Below are 19,261 nucleotides of genomic sequence, written 5' to 3'. Positions count from 1 at the left end.
ACAACGTTGCGTTTCGCAAAACGCAAAGGTGGGGCGATCAGCTCACGAGCTGACACTCCGATCCGAGTAATTCACTGAGGAAATCAATAAACGTATTGATACGTTTCGAGCCGCGGTGGTTGGGCAGGTACAGGGCCGAGATCGCCGAACTTGCGCTGTCCGGATTGACGACAAAAGCGTCGAACAAGGACGTCAATCGACCACTGTCGATATCATCATTGACCAGCCAATCGGGCAAAAGCGCCACCCCGCTACCGGCCAGTACCACGTCACGCAAAACCTCGGCATTGTTGCTCTTGAACTGCCCGTCGACGGGCACGCGAATCGCTTGTCCCTTGCCTGTAAATGTCCAGACCTGCTGCGGTGCACCGTAGTTGAAGCACATGCACTCGTATCGCATGAGGTCCATGGGTTGGTCAGGAAGTCCGCGAGCATTCAGGTACTCGGCACTGGCGACCACCCGGCGTCGAAAGCTGCCGATGCGGCGACTGACCACAGCTTCCATCGCCGCCGGCGACCCCATCCGGATCGATAGATCGATGCTTTCGCCGAGCAGATCGACGATGTCGTCAGATAACGTCATATCCAGCATGAGCATTGGGTAACGCTCTAAAAGCGTGGAGATATGAGGGGCGATGAGGCGGTGTCCAAACGCCACGGGAACCGAAATACGCAGCTGCCCTGCGGGCACTTCACCACGATCCGAGACCGACTCGTCAGCATCCGCCATGGCATTCAGAATATCCCGGCCTTTCAAGTAATAAGCACTCCCGGCATCCGTCAACGTGACTTGCCGGGTAGAGCGATTAAGCAGCACGGTACCGAGGTCACCCTCAAGCCTGTCGATCATTCTGGTCACTGAAGAAGTCGCCAGATTGAGTTGCCTGGCGGCCGCCGAAAAGCCCTTGGAATCTACCGACTGGATGAACATTTTCAGTGCGAGCAGCTTGTCCATGAAACTCCTTCAATGCCATCGGTACATTCCTTGAGGATCCATCTTTGGACAAGCGCGCAAGTGGCGCGAGTTAACGGTTGTTAATTCTGACGTCGTTGCGCTGGGCGCAATGTAGCGTTGCGCCTTGATGGGGTACTCCATCACAACCGCCCTCTCTAAGCTCACGCCACAGAAAGTCGCCGTACGCCAATCGCACGCGGCGGATTGAAAAATCTGTCGTTAACTGAGCTCGAGAGGTAAGGCGATGAAGCGCAAGACGATCATCGGTGCCGTTCTGGCAATCGGCATCGTGGGGATAGGGTTTGCATTCTGGATGATGTGGAGGCCGGAAATCGCCACTGTCAGCCCGCCCGAAAATGCAGATCGCGAGACCCTGGACAGAGGCCGACGCGTCGTCGAAGCGGGCGATTGTGCGGTCTGCCACACACGACCTGGCGGCGCTTACATGGCGGGCGGCTTGCCGCTGGTAACGCCCTTCGGAACACTCTTCACCACCAACATAACCCCAGACCGGGAAACCGGTATCGGCCAGTGGTCGCTGGACGCCTTTGAACGGGCCATGCGTGAAGGCATTGCGCGCGACGGCCATTTTCTCTATCCGGCGTTCCCCTACGTGCATTACCGAAAGATGAGCGATGCAGATATTGCGGATGCCTATGCCTTCCTGATGAGCGTGGACCCGGTCAACTACACCGCACCGGAAAACCATATGGTCTTTCCCATGAATTTCCGTCCGCTGGTGTCTTTCTGGAACCTGCTGTTCCTGCATGGGGATCCACTGGAACCACTTCCCGGGCAAACAGCGCAATGGAACCGTGGACGCTATCTGGTCGAGGGCGCGGGACACTGTTCATCCTGCCATTCGCCCCTGAATTTGATTGGCGGGGAGAAAAGCAGCGAGCTGTTCAACGGCGGTATCGTCGACGGCTGGACGGCCCCTGCCCTGCGCGCAATGGCCTCGGCGCAACATCCCTGGAATGAAGCCCAACTGGTCGCCTACCTGACCGGCGAGGTCGCCGAAGGACACGGCGCAGCAGCGGGCCCGATGTTGCCGGTCAGCCTGAGCATCGCGCAGATGCCGGAGGAAGATGCCCATGCCATCGCGCAGTACATTCTTGACCTCAAGAAAACCTCACCGGATGCGACGTTGCCGCCCTGTACCACTGAGGCCAAGCCCAGTGCCAAGGCGCTTCTGGGCGCCTCGTTATTCGAAGGTGCCTGCGCGAGCTGCCACGGCACCGCCGCCCCGATGCGCGCCATTGAGTCGAGGCCCGCTCTGGCAAGCACTTCGGCAGTAACGGCGGACTCACCACGCAATTTAATCCAAACCATCCTGCAAGGCATCCCGATGTCCAGTGCCGCCCCCAGCCACTACATGCCGGCCTTTGCACACAACCTCGACGATAGCCATCTGGCCGCCATTGCCGAGTATTTGCGCACCGAAAGCTGCGCGACCAGACCCTGGACGGACCTGGAAAAAACTATCAAGAGCATTCGGGCTCAGGAGCAGCAACCGTGATCACACTCGACATCAACGGCAAGACTCATGTACTGGACATTGCGCAAGACATGCCGCTGCTTTATGCCTTGCGCAACCAGGTGGGGCTCAATGGTGCCAAGTACGGCTGCGGCCTGGGTCAGTGCGGCGCCTGCACGGTTTTAGTAGACGACAAACCGGTGTTTTCATGCCTGACACCGTGCGGCGCGCTGGCGGGAAAATCTGTGCGCACCGTGGAGAGCCTGGGCAGCGCCGACCAACCGGGGCCGTTGCAGAAGGCCTTTATCGACGAACAGGCGGCCCAGTGCGGTTATTGCATCGCGGGGATGATCGTACGGGCGCAGGCTTTGTTGGAGGCCAACCCTCGTCCGGATGATGAAACGATCCGTCGCCACATGGCACCCAACCTGTGTCGCTGCGGCACCCATGTGCGGATCCTCGCCGCTATCAAGTCGGTCATCGCGCAGGGAGCCAAGGTATGAAAACCTCGACGCAAAACGTCAATCTGAGCCGCCGTGCGTTCGTGATCAATGGTGCGTTGGTGATGGGGTTCGCGATGCTTCCGGGCATTCCGCGCGCCTTCGCCGACACCGAAGTGGACACCTTGGGCACGCAAATCCTGGCACCTGACCTGCCGGGCAGCCTGCGGGCCACGCCCTATCTGGACGCCTGGATCCGCATTGACGCAAAAGATGGCATCACCGTCTACACCGGCAAAGTGGAGCTGGGTACCGGCGTCAAAACGGCGCTCCTGCAGATCGCCGCCGAGCGCCTGGAAGTGTCGCCCGGGCTCATCCGTTTTCTCACCGCCGACACCGCGCTGACACCCAATGAAGGCTATACCGCCGGCAGCCATACAATCGTCGACAGCGGCACTGCGCTTTTCAACGCCGCGGCCCAGGTGCGTCAGCTATTACTCGAATCTGCGGCACGGCAATGGCAGCAGAAAGTCGACAGCCTGAGCACGCGGGACGCCGTGATCTACGATGCGCAAGGTCGCAGCATGACCTACGTGCAAGCGGTTGTCGGGGTTCAACTGCATCGCTTCGCATCGGCCAGCTCGCCCTTCAAGCCAGCCAGCAGCTTCACCCTGATCGGCACATCATTGCCTCGACTGGACATTCCAGCCAAGGTCAGCGGCGGTGCGGCTTATGTGCAAGACATGCGTCTGCCCGACATGCTGCATGCCCGTGTGATACGCCCACCCCGGCGCGGCAGTCAGCTGCTGGACATCGATGAGGCGGCCCTCAAAAAACTCCCCGGAGTGGTGAAACTGGTCCGCAACGGCAGTTACCTCGCCGTGGTCGCCACCGATGAATGGCTGGCAGTCAAAGCGATGCGCGAAGGCTACGCCTCTGCCCGCTGGACAGAAGGTAATCCGCTGCCCGACTCAACACATATCCATCAACTCCTCACCGAGTTGCCATCGCGACGCTACCCGGTGAGCGCCAAGGGCAACCTCGCGCAACCTGCGCCACGGGCCTACAAGGCACGGGTGACCAAGCAATACCTCATGCACTGCTCCATCGGGCCGTCGTGTGCAATGGCTTGGTTTCAGGACGGAACACTGACCGTCTGGACCCACACTCAAGGCGTCTACCCTCTGCGCATGGGCATCGCCGAGATGGTCGGCCTGCCGGTGGCACAGGTGCGTTGCATCCACGCCGAAGGCTCCGGTTGCTACGGCCACAACGGCGCGGATGACGCCGCAGCCGATGCCGCGCTGATCGCCATGGCCATACCCGGCAAGCCGATACGGGTGCAATGGATGCGCGAGCAGGAAAATCTTTGGGAGCCCTACAGCTCGGCAATGCTTGCCGAAGTGGAAGCAGGACTGGACGACGGCGGGCGCCTTCGGGACTGGAAATACGAACTCTGGAGCACGCCGCACAACGAACGTATCGTCAATGCCGGGCGCTTGTTACCGGCGTGGCTGTTGGCCAGGCCCTTCACCCCAGCCCCTTCGATCCCTATTGCCCAGCCCGAGGGTGACGGCGACCGTAACTCGGTTCCGTTGTACGAGATACCCAACCTGAAGGTCGATCTGAACTTCGTTTTGAGCATGCCGTTCAGGACCTCGGCCATGCGTTCGCTCGGCGCCCATATCAACGTGTTCGCCATCGAGAGCACTGTCGATGAACTGGCAGCGCAGGCCGCCGTGGACCCGGTGCAATTTCGCCTCAATCACTTGAGCGATCCACGAGCACGGGCGGTGGTGGAACGTGTGGCCAGCAGCTTCGGTTGGCCGCAAAAGGCAACTGGCCCCGGCAGCGGAATCGGCTTCGCCTTCGCTCGCTATAAAAACATCATGGGTTACTGCGCCATCGCCGTGCAGCTGCATGTGCAACGGCAGACCGGGCAAGTGACGATTGATCGGGTGGTGGCCGCCGTCGATGTGGGGCAAATAGTCAGCCCCGATGGGCTACTCAATCAGGTCCAGGGTGGCATCGTTCAGTCCGCCAGCTGGACGCTCTATGAACGAATCCTCTATGACGCCAGCGGCATGCATAGCTTCGACTGGAGCGGCTATCCGATCATGCGTTTTCCCGAGTTGCCGAAACAGGTCGAGGTGCACATGATTGATCAGCCCGGCCAGCCATTCCTCGGCGCGGCGGAAATCGTCCAGGGCCCCATGGCCGCGGCGCTGGGTAACGCCATCAGTGATGCCATCGGCAAACGCTTGCTGGATCTGCCGTTGGCGCGACGTGGTTGGCAGGATGCACTGGGATCATGAACGCCCCCTGTGCAGAATAAAAAAGGGCGGTGAAGGATCACTTGCACCGCCCTACCCCAACTAAGGGAAACGTTACTCTACTTAAAAACATGCCGTTGGAAGAGAACGACATGTACATGCAACACCTGTTAAAGCGCTGCCTGTCAGTTACAGCGGCCAGTCACAACAGCACTGACTCACCGCATAGTTTCCGCTACAAACTATCGCCTGCGTTTAAAAAATCAAAACAATGCCAATTGGTAATTTATAATCACGCGATTCTCGTCTTGTTGGCGGGCGTTCGGGATATTATTCCGCACCATTGCATTTTTCCACATGACACCCAAGCCTTTGAAGGGGCCTGATTGCACGACATAGGCGAGCGTAACATCACGTTCCCATTCGCTGGAATTGCTAGATGCGACAGTATTGATATCATTACCTTTAACATACACAACACCTGCCGTCGCACCAGGCAGACCCAGTTTTGCGAAGTCAAAAGAGTAACGGGCTTGCCACGACTTCTCGCCAGCACGAACAAACTTCTGAACCTGCATTTCCGTGATGGTGTAGGTGGTGGGGCCGTCCCCCTGGTTTAAATAAGGGAAGTCACTTTTCCCATCACTGACCTCATAGCCGGCTCCGAAAGTGTGACCCGCAACCGCGTAGGTAAACAACCCACTGTACAAATCGTTATCGACTTTTCCTTTCAGCGTGTTACCGCCGTAGTAGCCCGTCGTAAAATACGCAGGATCATGGCCGTTTGCACCATCATCCTTGCTATTAAAGTATCGAACATCACTGGTCAGCACACCAGGTCCGATTGCCCAGTTGTGAATCAGGCCAAGAAAATTCTGCTTATAAAAATCTTTGAGATTGCCGTAGTAGTACTGCAAGGTTAGATCTTTAGTCAGCTTGTAATCGCCACCGGCGTAAATGAATTTATTACTGAAGCGGCCAGTGACCGCATTATTGGCGCCTGCAATGGACATATTTTCATTGTTGCTGGAGTTGCGCCCCTTCACCTCTTCAATTTGCCCACCGATCAAGGTCAGGTCTTTGATGTCGGCCGAAGAAACCTGGGTTCCTTGCCAGGTTTGAGGCAACAAACGCCCGTCATTGCTGAAGATCACCGGCAGTTTTGGGACCAGAGTTCCAAGCTTCAGTTCGGTCTTGGATATTTTCATTTTCCCGGTCAGCCCCAAGTTGGAGAAATCGTCAACCGCATGGTCGCCGTCACTTGGAAATACCACGCCACCGTAGTTCGTGCCCGTCGGATTGCCATGTTTACCGGCGCTTGAATCCAGCCTGACGCCCAGCATACCCAACGCATCAACACCAAAACCCACAGGCCCCGGGGTATAACCCGAGAAGAATTCGAGTTGGAAGGCTTGCCCCCACTCCGCTTGATAACTCTGGTTGGCTGCTTTCTGAGCGGGTGTTGCCGAGTCTCGGTAATCGCTATTGATATAGAAGTTACGCAGTTTAATCGCTGCCTTACTATCATCGACAAAACCAGCCGCATGGGCTTGCTGCGCCAATACACACATGGCTGCCGCCACAGCAAAAGTACACTTCATTTATTTTCACCCAAGTTTAAATTGTTATTTTTGTATGAACTATTAAGCGACTTTCCAGACGTAGGTATTCCGACAGCTTATGGTGCGCGAGAAGCACACAGCCAAACCATAGTTCGCTTATTAAAAATCAACTTCTCGCGACCAGCGTTGCAGGAGCTACACGTTCATGCAGAAACTTGTAGTTATTTAATGCAGACAGCCATCACCTGGCTTAATCAGCTTTAAGTTGCGCTTTCCATGTTGCCGGCGTACCCAGCTCCGTATCGACCAACTGATTTTCGAATCGACTGCGTTCAACTACGGCGCTGGCGGAACGATCAGTAATGGAGAACCAGAAAATACCGATAAATGCGACAGCCATTGAGAACAGGGCCGGGTATTCATACGGGAACCAGGCTTGCTGATGATGGAGAATCTTGACCCAAACAGTAGGACTGAGAATGCACAGGGTAATTGCAGACACCAGCCCCAACGACCCGCCAATCACGGCGCCACGCGTCGTTAAGCCCTTCCAGTAAATCGACAACAACAGCACTGGAAAATTGGAACTTGCGGCGATGGAGAACGTTAAGCTCACAATAAATGCGATGTTCTGTTTCTCGAAAGCAATCGCCAACAGAATCGACAACACACCCAGCACGATGGTTGTAACACGAGAGACGCGCATTTCTTCACGGTCGCTTGCGGTACCACGGCGCAAGGCATGTGCATAAAGATCATGAGAAACGGCAGACGAGCCTGCAAGGGTCAACCCTGCCACTACTGCCAATATTGTCGAGAACGATACCGCACACATAAACCCGAGGAAGACATTGCCGCCGACGTTATGTGCGAGGTGAATCGCAACCATATTAACGCCACCCAATATTCCACCTGACGCATCATGATAGGCAGGATTGCTGGCAACCAGGGCGATGGTGCCGAAACCGATGATGACGATCAGTGCGTACCCTATGCCGACAAGACCGGTGGCATAAAGAATACTTTGGCGTGCAGCCTTGACGTTACCGACGGTGAAGAACCGCATGAGAATATGTGGAAGACCTGCCGTACCGAAGACTAATGCCAGCCCCAGGGAAATCGCAGACACAGGGTCAGTAATCAGCCCTCCTGGACTCATGATTGCTACATGGGATGGATGCACTTGGGTAGCTTGAGTGAACAGCTGGTTCAGGCTGAATCCGAATTCGGACAAGACCATGAAAGCCATGAAGACACAGCCAGTCAGCAGTAAGACTGCCTTGATGATCTGAATCCAGGTGGTTGCCAGCATCCCGCCAAAGAAAACATAGATGACCATTAGCGTACCGACGAGAAGCACGGCTGCGGTGTAATCGAAACCGAACAGCAATTCCACCAGCTTTCCAGCGCCTACCAGCTGAGAAACCAGATAAAGCAGAACGATCACGATCGAACTGGACGCCGCAAACGCTCGTATGGGTCGTTGTTTCAGGCGATAGGACAGTACGTCCGCCAGCGTGTAGCGACCTAGATTGCGTAATGGTTCGGCAATCAGGAACAGAATGATCGGCCAGCTTGCAAGGAAACCGATTGAGTAGATCAGTCCATCAAAACCGCTGGTAAAAACCAACGCGGAGATACCCAGCAAAGACGCCGCGGACATATAGTCTCCGGCGATGGCCCAACCATTTTGGAAGCCGGTAATTTTTCCGCCTGCGGCATAGTGATCGGCAACACTATTGTTTTTGCGTGCGGCCCATCGTGTGACAAACAGAGTAAAAATAACAAACGCTAGAAACATGCCGATGGCAATGGGGTTATGTTTGTGGACTGTGCTCGGAGCGTCGGCAGCGTATACCGCTACCGAAGCCAGGATGGCTGAGACTGCAATAAGTAGACGCTTCATTTGTTGAAGCTCCTGATGATTGTTTTTATTTTAGGGTCGTAGCAGGTATTAGTTCGCCATACGTAGACAGCAACGAGAAGAATCGTGAAGGCGAGCATTCCAAAGCCAATTGGCACGCCCCATGTCATCGGTTGCCCTTCGATGATAGGTGTACCCAAACGGGCCGGTATAAAGGCTAGAGAAAGAATAAATCCGAAATAAACTGCCAGCATCAGGGCAGTCATACTCCACGAAAATATCCGTCGCTGTTTTACCAAAGCACGAAACTCCGGATTTTCGAGAATCGGGTTTTGAATAGCGTTATCAACCTGTTCAGCGGACAGGGCCGAGCCACCGTCTTGCGGATATGCATGTTCCATGGTTGTCTCCTGCAAAGGGCTTTTGGCTGAATTAAAACTTCACGGGCACCGCTGTCTCGCGCATTACGGCTTCGGGGGTCCGGTACAACTCAGCCATTTCGCGCTCTTCCTCGCTTTTCAGTTGCGCCTGCATATACGCACCCAAATGCCTGGCATGCTGAACAATCGACGCCCCGAAACGACAGCGTTGCTCGCTATAGTCCGCCAGTGCCTCTTCAACGGATGCATGTCGCTCAAGTGCTTCGACGATTGCCAACGCGTCACCGGCGGCCTTGGTAACACCCATTCCGCAATGGGGACGCGCCACAAATGCCGCGTCGCCGAGCAAAGCGACACGCCCGAAATTCATCTTTGGTACTTCCAGGTCGTAAATGGGCTGGAATAACGGTTGCGCGGCTTTCTTTACAACTTCGGCGAACTGCGGGGCAAGTAATGTCTCGGCGGACTGGTACATAGTGTCGAGCACATCACGGCGTATCAGCGCCGGAGGAATTCCACCTTCAAATTGTTTCCCGCTTTCGTCCCTCAACAAATCGCGCAAATCGTCGTCGTCACTGGTGCGGTACCACACGAAGTTATAACGGCGTTCGCCTACAAGAGTGCTGTTGGAGTGCCCGGCAACTGGATACCCCAGGATCTGCTCGTGTGGCGGCAAACAAAAAGCGAATTTATCGAATAGCGCTGCGTGGGCAGAGTCCGATAGAGCACTTTCATCGACTAACCCACGCCATGCGATATATCCAGCGTATTGCAGGTGTACGTCAGGTAAAAAATGCTGGCGGATTGTCGACCGAAATCCATCAGCGGCAATAATGACGTCCGCTTGATGAGTTGTGCCATCGGCCAACGTGACGCTGGCATGCGTGTCAGTGCTTTCAACCGAGATGACGCTACCACCGCAGCGGTACAGCGAGTCCGGAAATGCGGCGCGAAGAACCTGGTACATTTTCCCCCACGCGGTCAACGTCTGAGGGAGCGCGTTTTCAAGCACCACATCGCCATCCTGGGCCAACGTGACACGCGAAAGCACATTGATACCGACAGATGCATCGAGGGGAATTCCCGCAGCGGCCATCGCCTCGAACAATTCAGGGTGTGTAACGATCCCGGCGCCTCGTCCAGCGAGTTCATCCGGAACACGTTCGAAAACCTCAACATCCCAACCTTTGCGTAACAGCATATTTGCTGCAAACAGACCACCCAACGAACCGCCCACGACAATAGCGCGGGGTTTATTCAACGTATTGATCATGGCCGCTCTCCCACAGTGGCAGCTACATGGGAGGCGTAAGAACCAACCGCTTCAATCTCGGAGGCTGGAAAATTGAGCTCGATGGTGACACCTGACGGATCTTCGATGAAAACCTGATGCAGGCCGAGGCTCGGAACGGTGCGATCACGCCAGGCAATGCCTTCGGCCTTGAAGACGCTCCAGAATGCAACCAGGCCAGTTACCAGAAAGGCAATGTGGTCAACGGTTCCAGTGCCTGTCAGCGGGATTTCTTTATCGCCGAGGTAGTTCTTCAGACCTTCGGGGTTGGAAGGGTCAATCCCGATAATGTGGACCGTGCCAAAGTCCTCCTCATCTCCTCCCATGTACAACCAAACGCCAGGAAAATCGAACGGCGGCCGATAGCCAGGGGTAAAACCGAGCACCCTTTCATAAAATCGGCTGGACTTCTCCAGGTCGAACGACCGGATCGAGTAATGAGCGAGCTTCAGGACTTGCATGGTGCCTCCAACGTTTTTTGTATTTATTTATCACTCGATAAACAATACGTCCTGACGAAATTGAAGTAAATAGCCGATGGGTCAAATTTTTGAAGGCTGGCCTGGACCACGTCATGGCGACGCAAAGGGGAAGCAGGTTTCAAGCGTTGGGAAAGGGCTTTTCAGGGCAAAATGACAAGCGTACGCCCCCTACCACCTGATCAGCTGAAGACTGAAACAGGTGATGAGTGGTCGACAAAAAAGAGAGGCAAAGCAAAAGATCAGCGGGCGGGTAAAGCAGAAAAACCAACTCAAATTGAAGCCGGTCAATTCAAGCTAGGCTTCTCGCCGAGGTCGTTATCGACTTGTTGCAATACGTGGGGACTGCCGTTAAGGAATGCATCGACCATCTGCTCGATCAGCGCATCAATGTCCTCAGTTACTGGAAGATCGTAAATCCATTTGCGCACGCCGATATAGAAAATGCTGGCATGCAAACTCCAGATCAATTCCAGCTCTTTGTCATTGATCGTTTCACCTGAGGAGGGTGCCAATCCATGAGCATGGCGAATCTCTGCGATGACCGGAATGAAGACTCGCTCACGCAATTTGGCGAGATACCGATCGTTGATACCTTCACGTGTCAGCCCGGCGAAAACGAAGATACGAATCCATTCCCGCCGCAGAATCACCCCTGCGTATGAGGTATAGAAACGAACCAGACGAGACTGAAGGGGTTCCGAGCGATCCTTGATCATCGCTTCCCACGAGGTATCCCACTGGTACACCTCGTCGTACACGCGATCTATCAGCGCCTCTTTGCTAGGGAAATATCGATAGAGTAAAGGCTGGGTAACATCAAGTTGTCGCGCCAGCTCACGGGTGCTCCCCGAGAATCCGCACGTCGCAAAATGCTCGATGGCTTTCTGCACAATCTGCTTTTCCCTGACCTCTGGCGAAAGGCGTCGAGTTGTCGATTTGACGAGGCTTGCGGAGTCCTTTGACTTGCCTGGCTCGTTCTCGTCCACATTTTTTGAGTCTTGCATAACGCCTCACTAGAGCTTCATTCAGGCATCATACAAAACAAAAGAATGTGCTGGCTATGAACCACACCTATTTGGCCAGGCGGCTTTCAATATCCTTCTTGAACAATGTGGGTCGACTTAAATAATGCCCCATGGCCAACACTTCCATCTCACCATCGATTTCCAGCGCAAATGCTGGAAAGCCACGCGCATTCAGGGCTTCCAGCATCCCGTTACTGCGCTCAAGATGATCCTGCAATGACTCTGCGGTGACCGAATCAAAAACCGCCATAAACCTATCTGATTCAAAGCCAAGCTCGCCGGCAATGTCGGCAATCACCCCACGGTCAGCAATGGCCCGTCCCTCCTGGTAGTACGCGACTTGCAAACGCTTGAGCATTTCAATGCCGCGTCCTGACAGCTGTTGAGCCGTCATCATGGCTGCAATGGGCGGTGAAGAGTCCAGGTAAACGTTTTCATGGTCGAGTACGCCCTGGACGTAAGCGTCTGCGAAGGTTTGTTTGCTGAACGCGGTAATCCGAGCTTCGTGAGGACGAACAAAATCGCGCCACTCACCCGACACAAACTTGCTTTTGTCTCCCGATAACATGCCTACACCATGAGCCTGAATTTCCAGGCCAGGAATCGTGGTGGCCGCCGTGATCATTGGTGCCGCTCCATAGCACCAGCCACAGAACGGGTCGTAGACGTAATGCAATGTTGCGGCGCTCATTCAAGCCTCCCGGATCTGCTGTATCTACACAGCGAAAGTGGTCCATTACGTCGAAATCCAACGCTTTAAATTAAGCAACGGTAACGAGATCAGCTCACTGGCAAGCCCTCAGGCCCGAGCAACTCGCTGATGAAATCGATAAATGCATTGACGCGCCTGGAGCCGCGATGATTGGGGAGATACAGCGCAGAGATAACCGAACTCGCGTCGTTCGGATTGACAACAAAAGACTCGAACAATGACGTCAGGTGACCGCTACCAATATCATCGTTGACGAGCCAATCAGGTAAAAGAGCCACCCCTCCGCCCGCCAGCGCAACCTCGCGCAAAACCTCCGCATTGTTGCTTTTAAAGCGGCCTTCAATAGGTACTCGAGTCTTCTCACCGGACTTTAAGAAACTCCAAACCTGTTGCTTTTGGCCATAACTAAAGCGCATACATTCGTGCTGCATGAGGTCCATAGGATGTTCGGGGAAACCATGCGCATTCAGGTACTCGGAACTGGCAACCACCCTACGACTGAAATGACCGACAGGACGACTGACTACACCGTCCATTGTTGCTGCGGAGCCCAACCGGATCGATAGATCGACGCGCTCACCCAACAACTCAACAATGTCGTCTGAAAGCGTCATGTCCAACACGAGTTGCGGGTAACGCTTCAAAAGCGCGGCGATATGCGGCGCAATCAGACGACGTCCCAGTGCCACAGGTACGGAAATACGAAGATGCCCTGCGGGGACTTCCCCACGGTCAGTGACCGAAGCATCCGCTTCGGCTACAGCGTTCAACACCTCCCGCGCTTTCAAGTAGTAGGCGGCCCCGGCATCTGACAATGAGATTTGCCGCGTGGAACGGTTAAGCAGGACAGCGCCCAGCTCAGCCTCAAGCCCATCGATCATCCGGGTCACGGAAGACGTCGCCAGGCCCAACTGTCGAGCAGCGGAAGAAAAGCCCTTCGAATCCACAGCCTGGACGAACATTTTCAATGCGAGCAACTTGTCCATGACACTCCTCGACTATCCCCGTTCTCATCTTGGGCATTGCGCGTTCCAGCGACCGATTGACTCAGTGAACCTGCCCGGCTCGACGAGAAACAATCGAGAAGGCGATCAGAGCGACCAGCGACAAGGTGCTTCCCACCGCTGCAATCGCCAACCAGCTGGCATGTTCATAAAGCGAACTGGCCACCGAGGAACCGATTGCACCGCCAACGAAGATACTGATCATGTACAACGCATTCAGGCGGCCTCTGTTGGCGGTGCCCAAGGCGTAGACGGCTCGTTGGCCAAGCACCATGTTCATCTGCACAGCAAAGTCCAGCGCAACACCGGTGACAGCCAAACCAATCACACCGTAAAAGGGATTAATGAAGGCTGGAAGGAAACTCACCACGCCCAGCACCATGGCCAACTGTGAGGCTCGTCGAGTGTGCCCTGCATCAGCGAGTCGACCACTGATAGGTGCAGCGACTGCACCGATGGCGCCGACCAGAGAAAACATCGCAATCTGACTTTGCGTGAGGCCGAACTCACGACTCAACACCAGCGGTACGGCGGTCCAGAACAAACTGAACGATGCAAACATCAGCCCTTGATAAAGCGCTCGCTGACGTAATACGGGTTCGCGGCAAAACAGTTGTCCAAGGGACATCAGCAGTTGACCATACGACGCACGATGGGCTGGCTGCCATTTGGGCATGGTCATGCCGATCACTATGGAGATGATGAGCATCAAGGCAGCAGCCCCGATAAACACTGCCCGCCAGCCCAAATGATCAGCAATCAGGCTCGACAGCGGCCGCGCAAGCAAAATCCCCAACAGCAAGCCTCCCATGATCCCGCCAACCACTCGGCCGCGAGACTCTTCCGGTGCCAGATGCGCGGCCAATGGAATAAGCATTTGCACGGAGACCGAGCTGAAACCGATGAGCGCCGATACGACAAGAAATACGCTCGGCTGCCGGGCTAAACCAGCGGCGACCAGACTGAAGATCGTAATCACGATCGTCGCTATCATCAGTCGGCGGTTTTCGACCAGGTCCGCCAAGGGCACCAGGAAAAACAATCCGAGTGCATAACCAATCTGAGTCAGCGAAACAATAAGGCTCGCGTGGCCACTCGACATACCGATATCCGGGGCAATCAAGCTGATGATCGGTTGTGCGTAATAGATGTTGGCCACGATGGCACCGCAACAAAACGCAAACAGAAGCACCAGCCCTCTGGTCATTGAAGCTTTTTGTATCGTCGTTGCTGTACCACTTGTAGAAACGCCCATGCCATAGACTCCTGAAGTTCGACAGCGGTGACTTTCCAATGAAAGGTCACTCGCTTTACTGTTTGTCAGGTCAACAAAATAGGCGGCACTCCCCCTCGAGAGAATATGGGCAGGACGCAACGTCACGTTGCGTCCTGCGCAAAAGATGCGCGGCGTAGTCAACGTCCCCTCTTGAGTCAATGGCGCGCAATTGAGCGAGATACCTCATTGCCGGCAAACACCTTTGTGCATCGCGCCTGCTCATCTCCAATATCAGCACCTGGCTTGAAGGTGACTCAGCCATCGTCCTCACCGGCCATCGACAAGCCGTTTGAGCTGAGCGTAGACTACTATTGATCGATCGATCATTAATAGTGTTTTTAACAAAAGAAGGCCTTAAATCGCTCCAGGCTCAACCGCTCCAACCTAAAAGCTTCCCTCCTTTTATGCGTCGTCGAGCCAGCCTTGGCCGAGATAAAAATGGGTGGATAAAAATAAAATCTCTTGAGTGAGGCGAAACTCATCGTGACGCTAAGTCTTCGTAGCAAAGTCATCCTTCTGACGATCATCCCTGGCCTTTTGCTGGCTGCAGTGATCAGCGGCATTACTTTTTGGGTTTTGCAAAAGCTGGCATCCGAGGAGGTTGAGCAGACGCGCGACCTCTTGATCAATGAGCGAAAAACTTCACTGAAGCACTATATGGAAATTGCCCAAGCGTCGATTCAGCCCATATACGACGCTTCCAAAAATGGGGATTCCGACGCTCGGGATCAGGCTGTGAAGATTCTGCGAACGCTGAGTTTCGCTAAACAAAACTATTTTTACGGCTATGACTCTTCGTCTGTTCGAGTGTTCTCCGCCAACCTGAACACCGATATCGGCAAGAGCTTTGTTGATAGCAAAGATGCCAACGGCGTGTATGTGATTCGAGGGCTGGTTGAAGCGGCCAAGACGGGTACACATTTTTTCCGGTACGACTGGCAAACCCCCGTCAGCCCGAAACCTACGCCCAAGCTCGGTTACACCGTTTATCTGGAGAAGTGGGACTTGATCGTGGGCACGCAAGTGAATCTGGATGATCTTGAAGTTCAGGTACAGGCCATCGCCAGTGAGCGCTATGAGCGAATCGGTCAGTACACCGCGTATATCCTTTTCCTCGCCGTTTGCGTGCTGCTCCTTGTGGCGCTGATTAGCATTTGGCTAGGAAACAGCATTGTGAAACCTTTACTGGCCATCAAGAAGAACCTGGACGACATCGCCGCTGGAGATGGCGACCTGACACACCGCCTGCCAGTTTCGAGTAACGATGAGTTGGGCGATTTGGCTCACTCGTTCAACTTGTTTGTGGAAAAAATTCATAACCTTGTGCGTCAAATCGTGGAGATGACCGGGCAACTGACGGCACTGGTCGAAGATATGTCGGCCCAGGCACAGCGCTCAGAGCAGGCCATGGATCGTCAGCGCCAAGAGACTGATCAAGTGGCGACAGCCATTCATGAAATGTCCACGGCTGCGCATCAGGTTTCCGTCAGTGCCCAAGGTGCTTCGCAAGCAGCACGAGAAACCAGCGATGTAGGTGGGCAGGCAAGAGATGTCGTCAATAAAAGCATCGAAAGCATTCATTCGTTGATTGAGGAAATAGGACAAAGTAGCTCGTCACTGGACAGCTTGAACAAGGACGTGCAGTTGATTGCCGGTGTAGTTGACGTCATTCGCTCTATTGCGGAGCAAACCAATCTATTGGCTTTGAACGCCGCCATTGAAGCAGCAAGGGCTGGCGATGCGGGTCGTGGTTTTGCAGTGGTCGCCGACGAAGTTCGAGCCCTGGCCAGCCGTACGCAAAAGAGTACCCAGGAAATCCATGGGATGATCAGCCTGCTTCAAAAAGGCACCCACGATGCCATGATCACGATGGGCCGCTCCAGCGAAACAGGCCGAACAACAGGGGAACTGGCAAACCAGGCGGGATTGTCGCTGGATGCCATCAGCCAACTGATTTATACAATTAACGACATGAACGCTCAGATCGCCAGCGCATCCGAAGAGCAGACCGCTGTGGCCGAGGAAGTAAACCGTAGTATGACTCACATCTCCCTGGCGGCTGATGTGGTCGCCGGGGACGCCAAAGATGGTGCAATAACTTCCAGAAGTCTCAGTGAGTTAGGTAATCGTTTAGGTCGTTTGGTTAGCCAGTTTCGGATCTAGAAGTGAGCCACCGCATCAAGTCATCGGACTTGATGCGGTCCTCTGTAAAATCACCAAAGTGACGCTTGCGGTACTGATGGCTCCGGAGTGACTCTGCAAACCAAGTCGCTTGAAAAGGTATTTTCTCTATGAAGCTGTTAGCCTTTTAAGTTTTCTGGTCCCCGTGAGGTAATCCGGTGCAGTTTATTCCTTTAGTTGACGCCAGCCCCTCTGTTCAAGCACATGTGCGCACTCTCCGAAACCAGGAGGATGTCCGAAATAACATGTACACCTCCCACGAAATCACCGAAGAGGAGCACGAGGATTGGTTGCGTTCTTTGGAAGGAAACAAGCGCCAAGCGGTGTTCGTGGCCATGAGGAATGAGCAGTCCATCGGTGTCGTTTCACTCAACGCCATAAATGCAGCTCAACAAACAGCCGATTGGGCGTTCTATCTAGACACTGAACATCAAGGAAAAGGCATAGGAAGCATTGTAGAGTTTTGGATGCTTGACTATGCATTCAATGACGCATGCCTGGAAAAGCTCAATTGCGAGGTATTGGAAACTAATTCTGCCGTAATAAAAATGCACCAGAAGTTTGGCTTTGAACTTGAAGGTGTTAGACGCAAGAACATTCTGAAAAACGGAAGCCGAATTGACGTGGTACTGCTCGGCATTACCAAAGAAGAATGGAAAAACAAGCGCCCCGCGCTTGAGCCGCTGATTTTGCGTCTACGTAAGCAGGAATGACAATCGTGGGAGTTCGACTTGGACGCCCACCCCTACTGGGTTGATGGTGAGGCTCACTGCCTCGGATGGAAGCCCGAAACACCTCCGGCATATGAGTGGTTCTTGCTCGGCATTTCGACACTGAAGACGGCCCGTATGTGCAGTGAGCTCGGCGCGAGGTTTCGCCATGATCGCCCTCGCCTGGTTCGCCTACATGTACTGCTACAAGGATCCGCGACCAAGAAGTAAGCCCACCCTGACCAGTTGCGGCCACTCAGCATTTCTCTGAAACAGCTGGCAGGGCGAACTACTGGACCTTATTCGAGCAGGCCTTCCTCGTATATCAGCTATTCCCTGATACCCACCGTCAGCGCCCCCGCCGAATTCGTCCGACTGCAAGCCAAAACCTTACGACTCACAGCCTGTCGGTGAACGGCGGGCGAGGAATTCTATTGCCATGCCAAACCCTGCAACCAATGCAGCGCTGCCACTGCACCTGTACAAGAAAACCGGAAAGGATGGGCAGAAAATTGCTGGCCATGCGAGCGAGGGTATGACCAAAAACTACCAGCGGGACCACGAGGGAGTCATCTGGGCTGAGGAAATTCCGGACCTGAACATCAGCGAAATCACCGGGTAGTTTTGCGCAGACACAAAAAAGCCGATCTAAACTGATCGGCTTAAGTGTCTGATTTTACTCAGGGAATATGGTCGGGACGGAGTGATTCGAACACTCGACCCCTAGCACCCCATGCTGGGGACCATAGCGACCCAAGCTATTGTTTTAGAAGAATAAAAAGCCTTTTTCAGCATAGCAAAAAACCTGATTTTTTGTGCTTATGCAAACGGAAACACGCGGCCTCCAGAGGAGGTTTTGCGCAAGGCCTGCATTTTCTTTGAGGTGGTATATTGCTGGCGAAATCCGGCCCTCCCCCAAAAAAGAAAGGACTCAAGAATGACTCACGCAGAATCTCTGAAATACATTGAAACCCTGGATGCATATTTAGAGGGCGACGCGCTTTCAAAATTGGAACCCTTGACCGAAGCCGACGCAGCATTGATCGGACATCTTCTTCAGTCTTTCAATTTTTTGGAATTCAATCTCAGGCGCTCAATTGAAATTTTTGTTCATGCTGGCCTGATAACTGCCTCGAAGAAAAACCCTCACTCTTCAGAGCTTGCCCAGACTGTGAAAACGGGTGTGGCCGCAATGGGGCTCGATGTTGCCACCGCTAGCGTGATCTATCAAAAGCTCGATGACATTGAATTGCATCGCGACATACGTAACCACCTAGCGCACTGGGCTGCGAAGCGCATCAAAGGCCACGACGCGTTGTATTTGATGTCCTTCGATCAGAAGGATGCAATTCGCAGAACTGGGTCGAAAGGTGATCATAAGACAAACATCTATTGCATATTGAACCTTGCGGATCTTCGCGGGCTTATGCTGCATATCTCTAAGCAAGATGTTTGGCTAGCCGATCTCGCAGCCCAGTGGTTCATCAAGTACGCAGTGTAGGACTACACGGCTAAAGGGAGAACCTCGCCGGTACCTCCCTGCGGCAGACGCCACCATGTCAAGGTGACCGGGATCCATCTATAACCTATTGATGTAAAAGGGAAATATGGTGGTTTTTGGTCCTCCCA

16 protein-coding genes and 1 pseudogene are annotated in these 19,261 nt (G+C 54.1%); 7 read left to right on the top strand and 10 right to left on the bottom strand.

Translation table 11 applies throughout. The features are described from left to right. Nucleotides 1-37: 37 nt before the first annotated feature. On the bottom strand, nucleotides 38-955 hold the full coding sequence (locus KGB25_RS09645; RefSeq protein ID WP_008037504.1) for a LysR family transcriptional regulator: 918 nt from the start codon (nucleotides 953-955) through the stop codon (nucleotides 38-40). A gap of 244 nt (nucleotides 956-1,199) precedes the next feature. On the opposite strand from KGB25_RS09645, the gene KGB25_RS09640 reads away from it, so the two are divergent. The 3 genes from KGB25_RS09640 to KGB25_RS09630 are packed head-to-tail and all read left to right on the top strand — an operon-like array spanning nucleotide 1,200 to nucleotide 5,187. After that, complete coding sequence (locus KGB25_RS09640) at nucleotides 1,200-2,474, top strand: c-type cytochrome (RefSeq protein WP_223434851.1); 1,275 nt, start codon at nucleotides 1,200-1,202, stop codon at nucleotides 2,472-2,474. Further along, on the top strand, nucleotides 2,471-2,935 hold the full coding sequence (locus KGB25_RS09635; RefSeq protein WP_207286473.1) for a (2Fe-2S)-binding protein: 465 nt from the start codon (nucleotides 2,471-2,473) through the stop codon (nucleotides 2,933-2,935). Before KGB25_RS09640 ends, KGB25_RS09635 begins: the two co-directional genes overlap by 4 nt. Next, nucleotides 2,932-5,187, top strand: coding sequence for a xanthine dehydrogenase family protein molybdopterin-binding subunit (locus KGB25_RS09630; protein ID WP_223434850.1), 2,256 nt, complete (start codon nucleotides 2,932-2,934; stop codon nucleotides 5,185-5,187). The genes KGB25_RS09635 and KGB25_RS09630 overlap by 4 nt, the downstream gene beginning before the upstream one ends. 221 nt (nucleotides 5,188-5,408) lie before the next feature. Here KGB25_RS09630 and KGB25_RS09625 read toward each other — a convergent pair whose 3' ends face one another. From KGB25_RS09625 to KGB25_RS09585, 9 genes are all read right to left on the bottom strand, one after another. Then, on the bottom strand, nucleotides 5,409-6,746 hold the full coding sequence (locus tag KGB25_RS09625; RefSeq protein WP_223434849.1) for an OprD family porin: 1,338 nt from the start codon (nucleotides 6,744-6,746) through the stop codon (nucleotides 5,409-5,411). Nucleotides 6,747-6,957: 211 nt separating this feature from the next. Continuing rightward, entirely contained in the window at nucleotides 6,958-8,613 is a 1,656-nt protein-coding gene (locus KGB25_RS09620; protein ID WP_008037510.1) for a cation acetate symporter, read from the bottom strand. Further along, a complete protein-coding gene (locus KGB25_RS09615; RefSeq protein ID WP_008037511.1) occupies nucleotides 8,610-8,972 on the bottom strand; it encodes a DUF485 domain-containing protein in 363 nt (120 codons plus the stop codon). The genes KGB25_RS09620 and KGB25_RS09615 overlap by 4 nt, the downstream gene beginning before the upstream one ends. 31 nt (nucleotides 8,973-9,003) lie before the next feature. Then, the gene (locus KGB25_RS09610; RefSeq protein WP_008037515.1) at nucleotides 9,004-10,224 is read right to left on the bottom strand and encodes an FAD binding domain-containing protein; all 1,221 of its coding nucleotides are present in this window, start codon (nucleotides 10,222-10,224) and stop codon (nucleotides 9,004-9,006) included. Beyond that, the gene (locus tag KGB25_RS09605) at nucleotides 10,221-10,703 is read right to left on the bottom strand and encodes a VOC family protein (RefSeq protein WP_223434848.1); all 483 of its coding nucleotides are present in this window, start codon (nucleotides 10,701-10,703) and stop codon (nucleotides 10,221-10,223) included. Before KGB25_RS09605 ends, KGB25_RS09610 begins: the two co-directional genes overlap by 4 nt. 305 nt (nucleotides 10,704-11,008) lie before the next feature. Next, a complete protein-coding gene (locus tag KGB25_RS09600; RefSeq protein WP_192226400.1) occupies nucleotides 11,009-11,728 on the bottom strand; it encodes a TetR/AcrR family transcriptional regulator in 720 nt (239 codons plus the stop codon). A gap of 67 nt (nucleotides 11,729-11,795) precedes the next feature. Beyond that, on the bottom strand, nucleotides 11,796-12,440 hold the full coding sequence (locus tag KGB25_RS09595; protein ID WP_223434847.1) for a DsbA family protein: 645 nt from the start codon (nucleotides 12,438-12,440) through the stop codon (nucleotides 11,796-11,798). A gap of 89 nt (nucleotides 12,441-12,529) precedes the next feature. After that, on the bottom strand, nucleotides 12,530-13,447 hold the full coding sequence (locus KGB25_RS09590) for a LysR family transcriptional regulator (protein ID WP_223434846.1): 918 nt from the start codon (nucleotides 13,445-13,447) through the stop codon (nucleotides 12,530-12,532). A gap of 61 nt (nucleotides 13,448-13,508) precedes the next feature. After that, nucleotides 13,509-14,720 carry an MFS transporter gene (locus KGB25_RS09585; RefSeq protein WP_223434845.1) on the bottom strand — a complete coding sequence of 404 codons (1,212 nt, stop codon included), beginning with the start codon at nucleotides 14,718-14,720 and terminating at the stop codon, nucleotides 13,509-13,511. Nucleotides 14,721-15,224: 504 nt separating this feature from the next. Here KGB25_RS09585 and KGB25_RS09580 point away from each other — a divergent pair. The 4 genes and pseudogenes from KGB25_RS09580 to KGB25_RS09565 all read left to right on the top strand — a co-directional run bounded on the left by KGB25_RS09580 (nucleotide 15,225) and on the right by KGB25_RS09565 (nucleotide 19,133). Then, the gene (locus KGB25_RS09580) at nucleotides 15,225-16,904 is read left to right on the top strand and encodes a methyl-accepting chemotaxis protein (protein ID WP_223434844.1); all 1,680 of its coding nucleotides are present in this window, start codon (nucleotides 15,225-15,227) and stop codon (nucleotides 16,902-16,904) included. A gap of 176 nt (nucleotides 16,905-17,080) precedes the next feature. Then, a complete protein-coding gene (gene pseH / locus KGB25_RS09575; RefSeq protein ID WP_008037525.1) occupies nucleotides 17,081-17,635 on the top strand; it encodes a UDP-4-amino-4,6-dideoxy-N-acetyl-beta-L-altrosamine N-acetyltransferase in 555 nt (184 codons plus the stop codon). A gap of 460 nt (nucleotides 17,636-18,095) precedes the next feature. Further along, a pseudogene (locus tag KGB25_RS09570) lies at nucleotides 18,096-18,254 on the top strand (integrase); the annotation flags it as partial. 315 nt (nucleotides 18,255-18,569) lie between these two features. Continuing rightward, the gene (locus KGB25_RS09565) at nucleotides 18,570-19,133 is read left to right on the top strand and encodes a hypothetical protein (protein WP_223434843.1); all 564 of its coding nucleotides are present in this window, start codon (nucleotides 18,570-18,572) and stop codon (nucleotides 19,131-19,133) included. The last annotated feature ends 128 nt before the right edge of the window (nucleotides 19,134-19,261 follow it).

It is taken from the genome of Pseudomonas sp. BF-RE-21 (assembly GCF_019947305.1).
GTDB classification, from domain to species: domain Bacteria; phylum Pseudomonadota; class Gammaproteobacteria; order Pseudomonadales; family Pseudomonadaceae; genus Aquipseudomonas; species Aquipseudomonas migulae.
Note: the sequence above shows the minus strand (reverse complement) of the source record. Positions and strands in the feature narration are given on the sequence as shown.

Coding starts and splice junctions, on each gene's coding strand:
- KGB25_RS09645 (WP_008037504.1), bottom strand. CDS start 955: ATGGACAAGCTGCTCGCACTGAAAATGTTCATCCAGTCGGTAGATTCC.
- KGB25_RS09640 (WP_223434851.1), top strand. CDS start 1,200: ATGAAGCGCAAGACGATCATCGGTGCCGTTCTGGCAATCGGCATCGTG.
- KGB25_RS09630 (WP_223434850.1), top strand. CDS start 2,932: ATGAAAACCTCGACGCAAAACGTCAATCTGAGCCGCCGTGCGTTCGTG.
- KGB25_RS09625 (WP_223434849.1), bottom strand. CDS start 6,746: ATGAAGTGTACTTTTGCTGTGGCGGCAGCCATGTGTGTATTGGCGCAG.
- KGB25_RS09620 (WP_008037510.1), bottom strand. CDS start 8,613: ATGAAGCGTCTACTTATTGCAGTCTCAGCCATCCTGGCTTCGGTAGCG.
- KGB25_RS09615 (WP_008037511.1), bottom strand. CDS start 8,972: ATGGAACATGCATATCCGCAAGACGGTGGCTCGGCCCTGTCCGCTGAA.
- KGB25_RS09610 (WP_008037515.1), bottom strand. CDS start 10,224: ATGATCAATACGTTGAATAAACCCCGCGCTATTGTCGTGGGCGGTTCG.
- KGB25_RS09605 (WP_223434848.1), bottom strand. CDS start 10,703: ATGCAAGTCCTGAAGCTCGCTCATTACTCGATCCGGTCGTTCGACCTG.
- KGB25_RS09600 (WP_192226400.1), bottom strand. CDS start 11,728: ATGCAAGACTCAAAAAATGTGGACGAGAACGAGCCAGGCAAGTCAAAG.
- KGB25_RS09595 (WP_223434847.1), bottom strand. CDS start 12,440: ATGAGCGCCGCAACATTGCATTACGTCTACGACCCGTTCTGTGGCTGG.
- KGB25_RS09590 (WP_223434846.1), bottom strand. CDS start 13,447: ATGGACAAGTTGCTCGCATTGAAAATGTTCGTCCAGGCTGTGGATTCG.
- KGB25_RS09585 (WP_223434845.1), bottom strand. CDS start 14,720: ATGGGCGTTTCTACAAGTGGTACAGCAACGACGATACAAAAAGCTTCA.
- KGB25_RS09565 (WP_223434843.1), top strand. CDS start 18,570: ATGACTCACGCAGAATCTCTGAAATACATTGAAACCCTGGATGCATAT.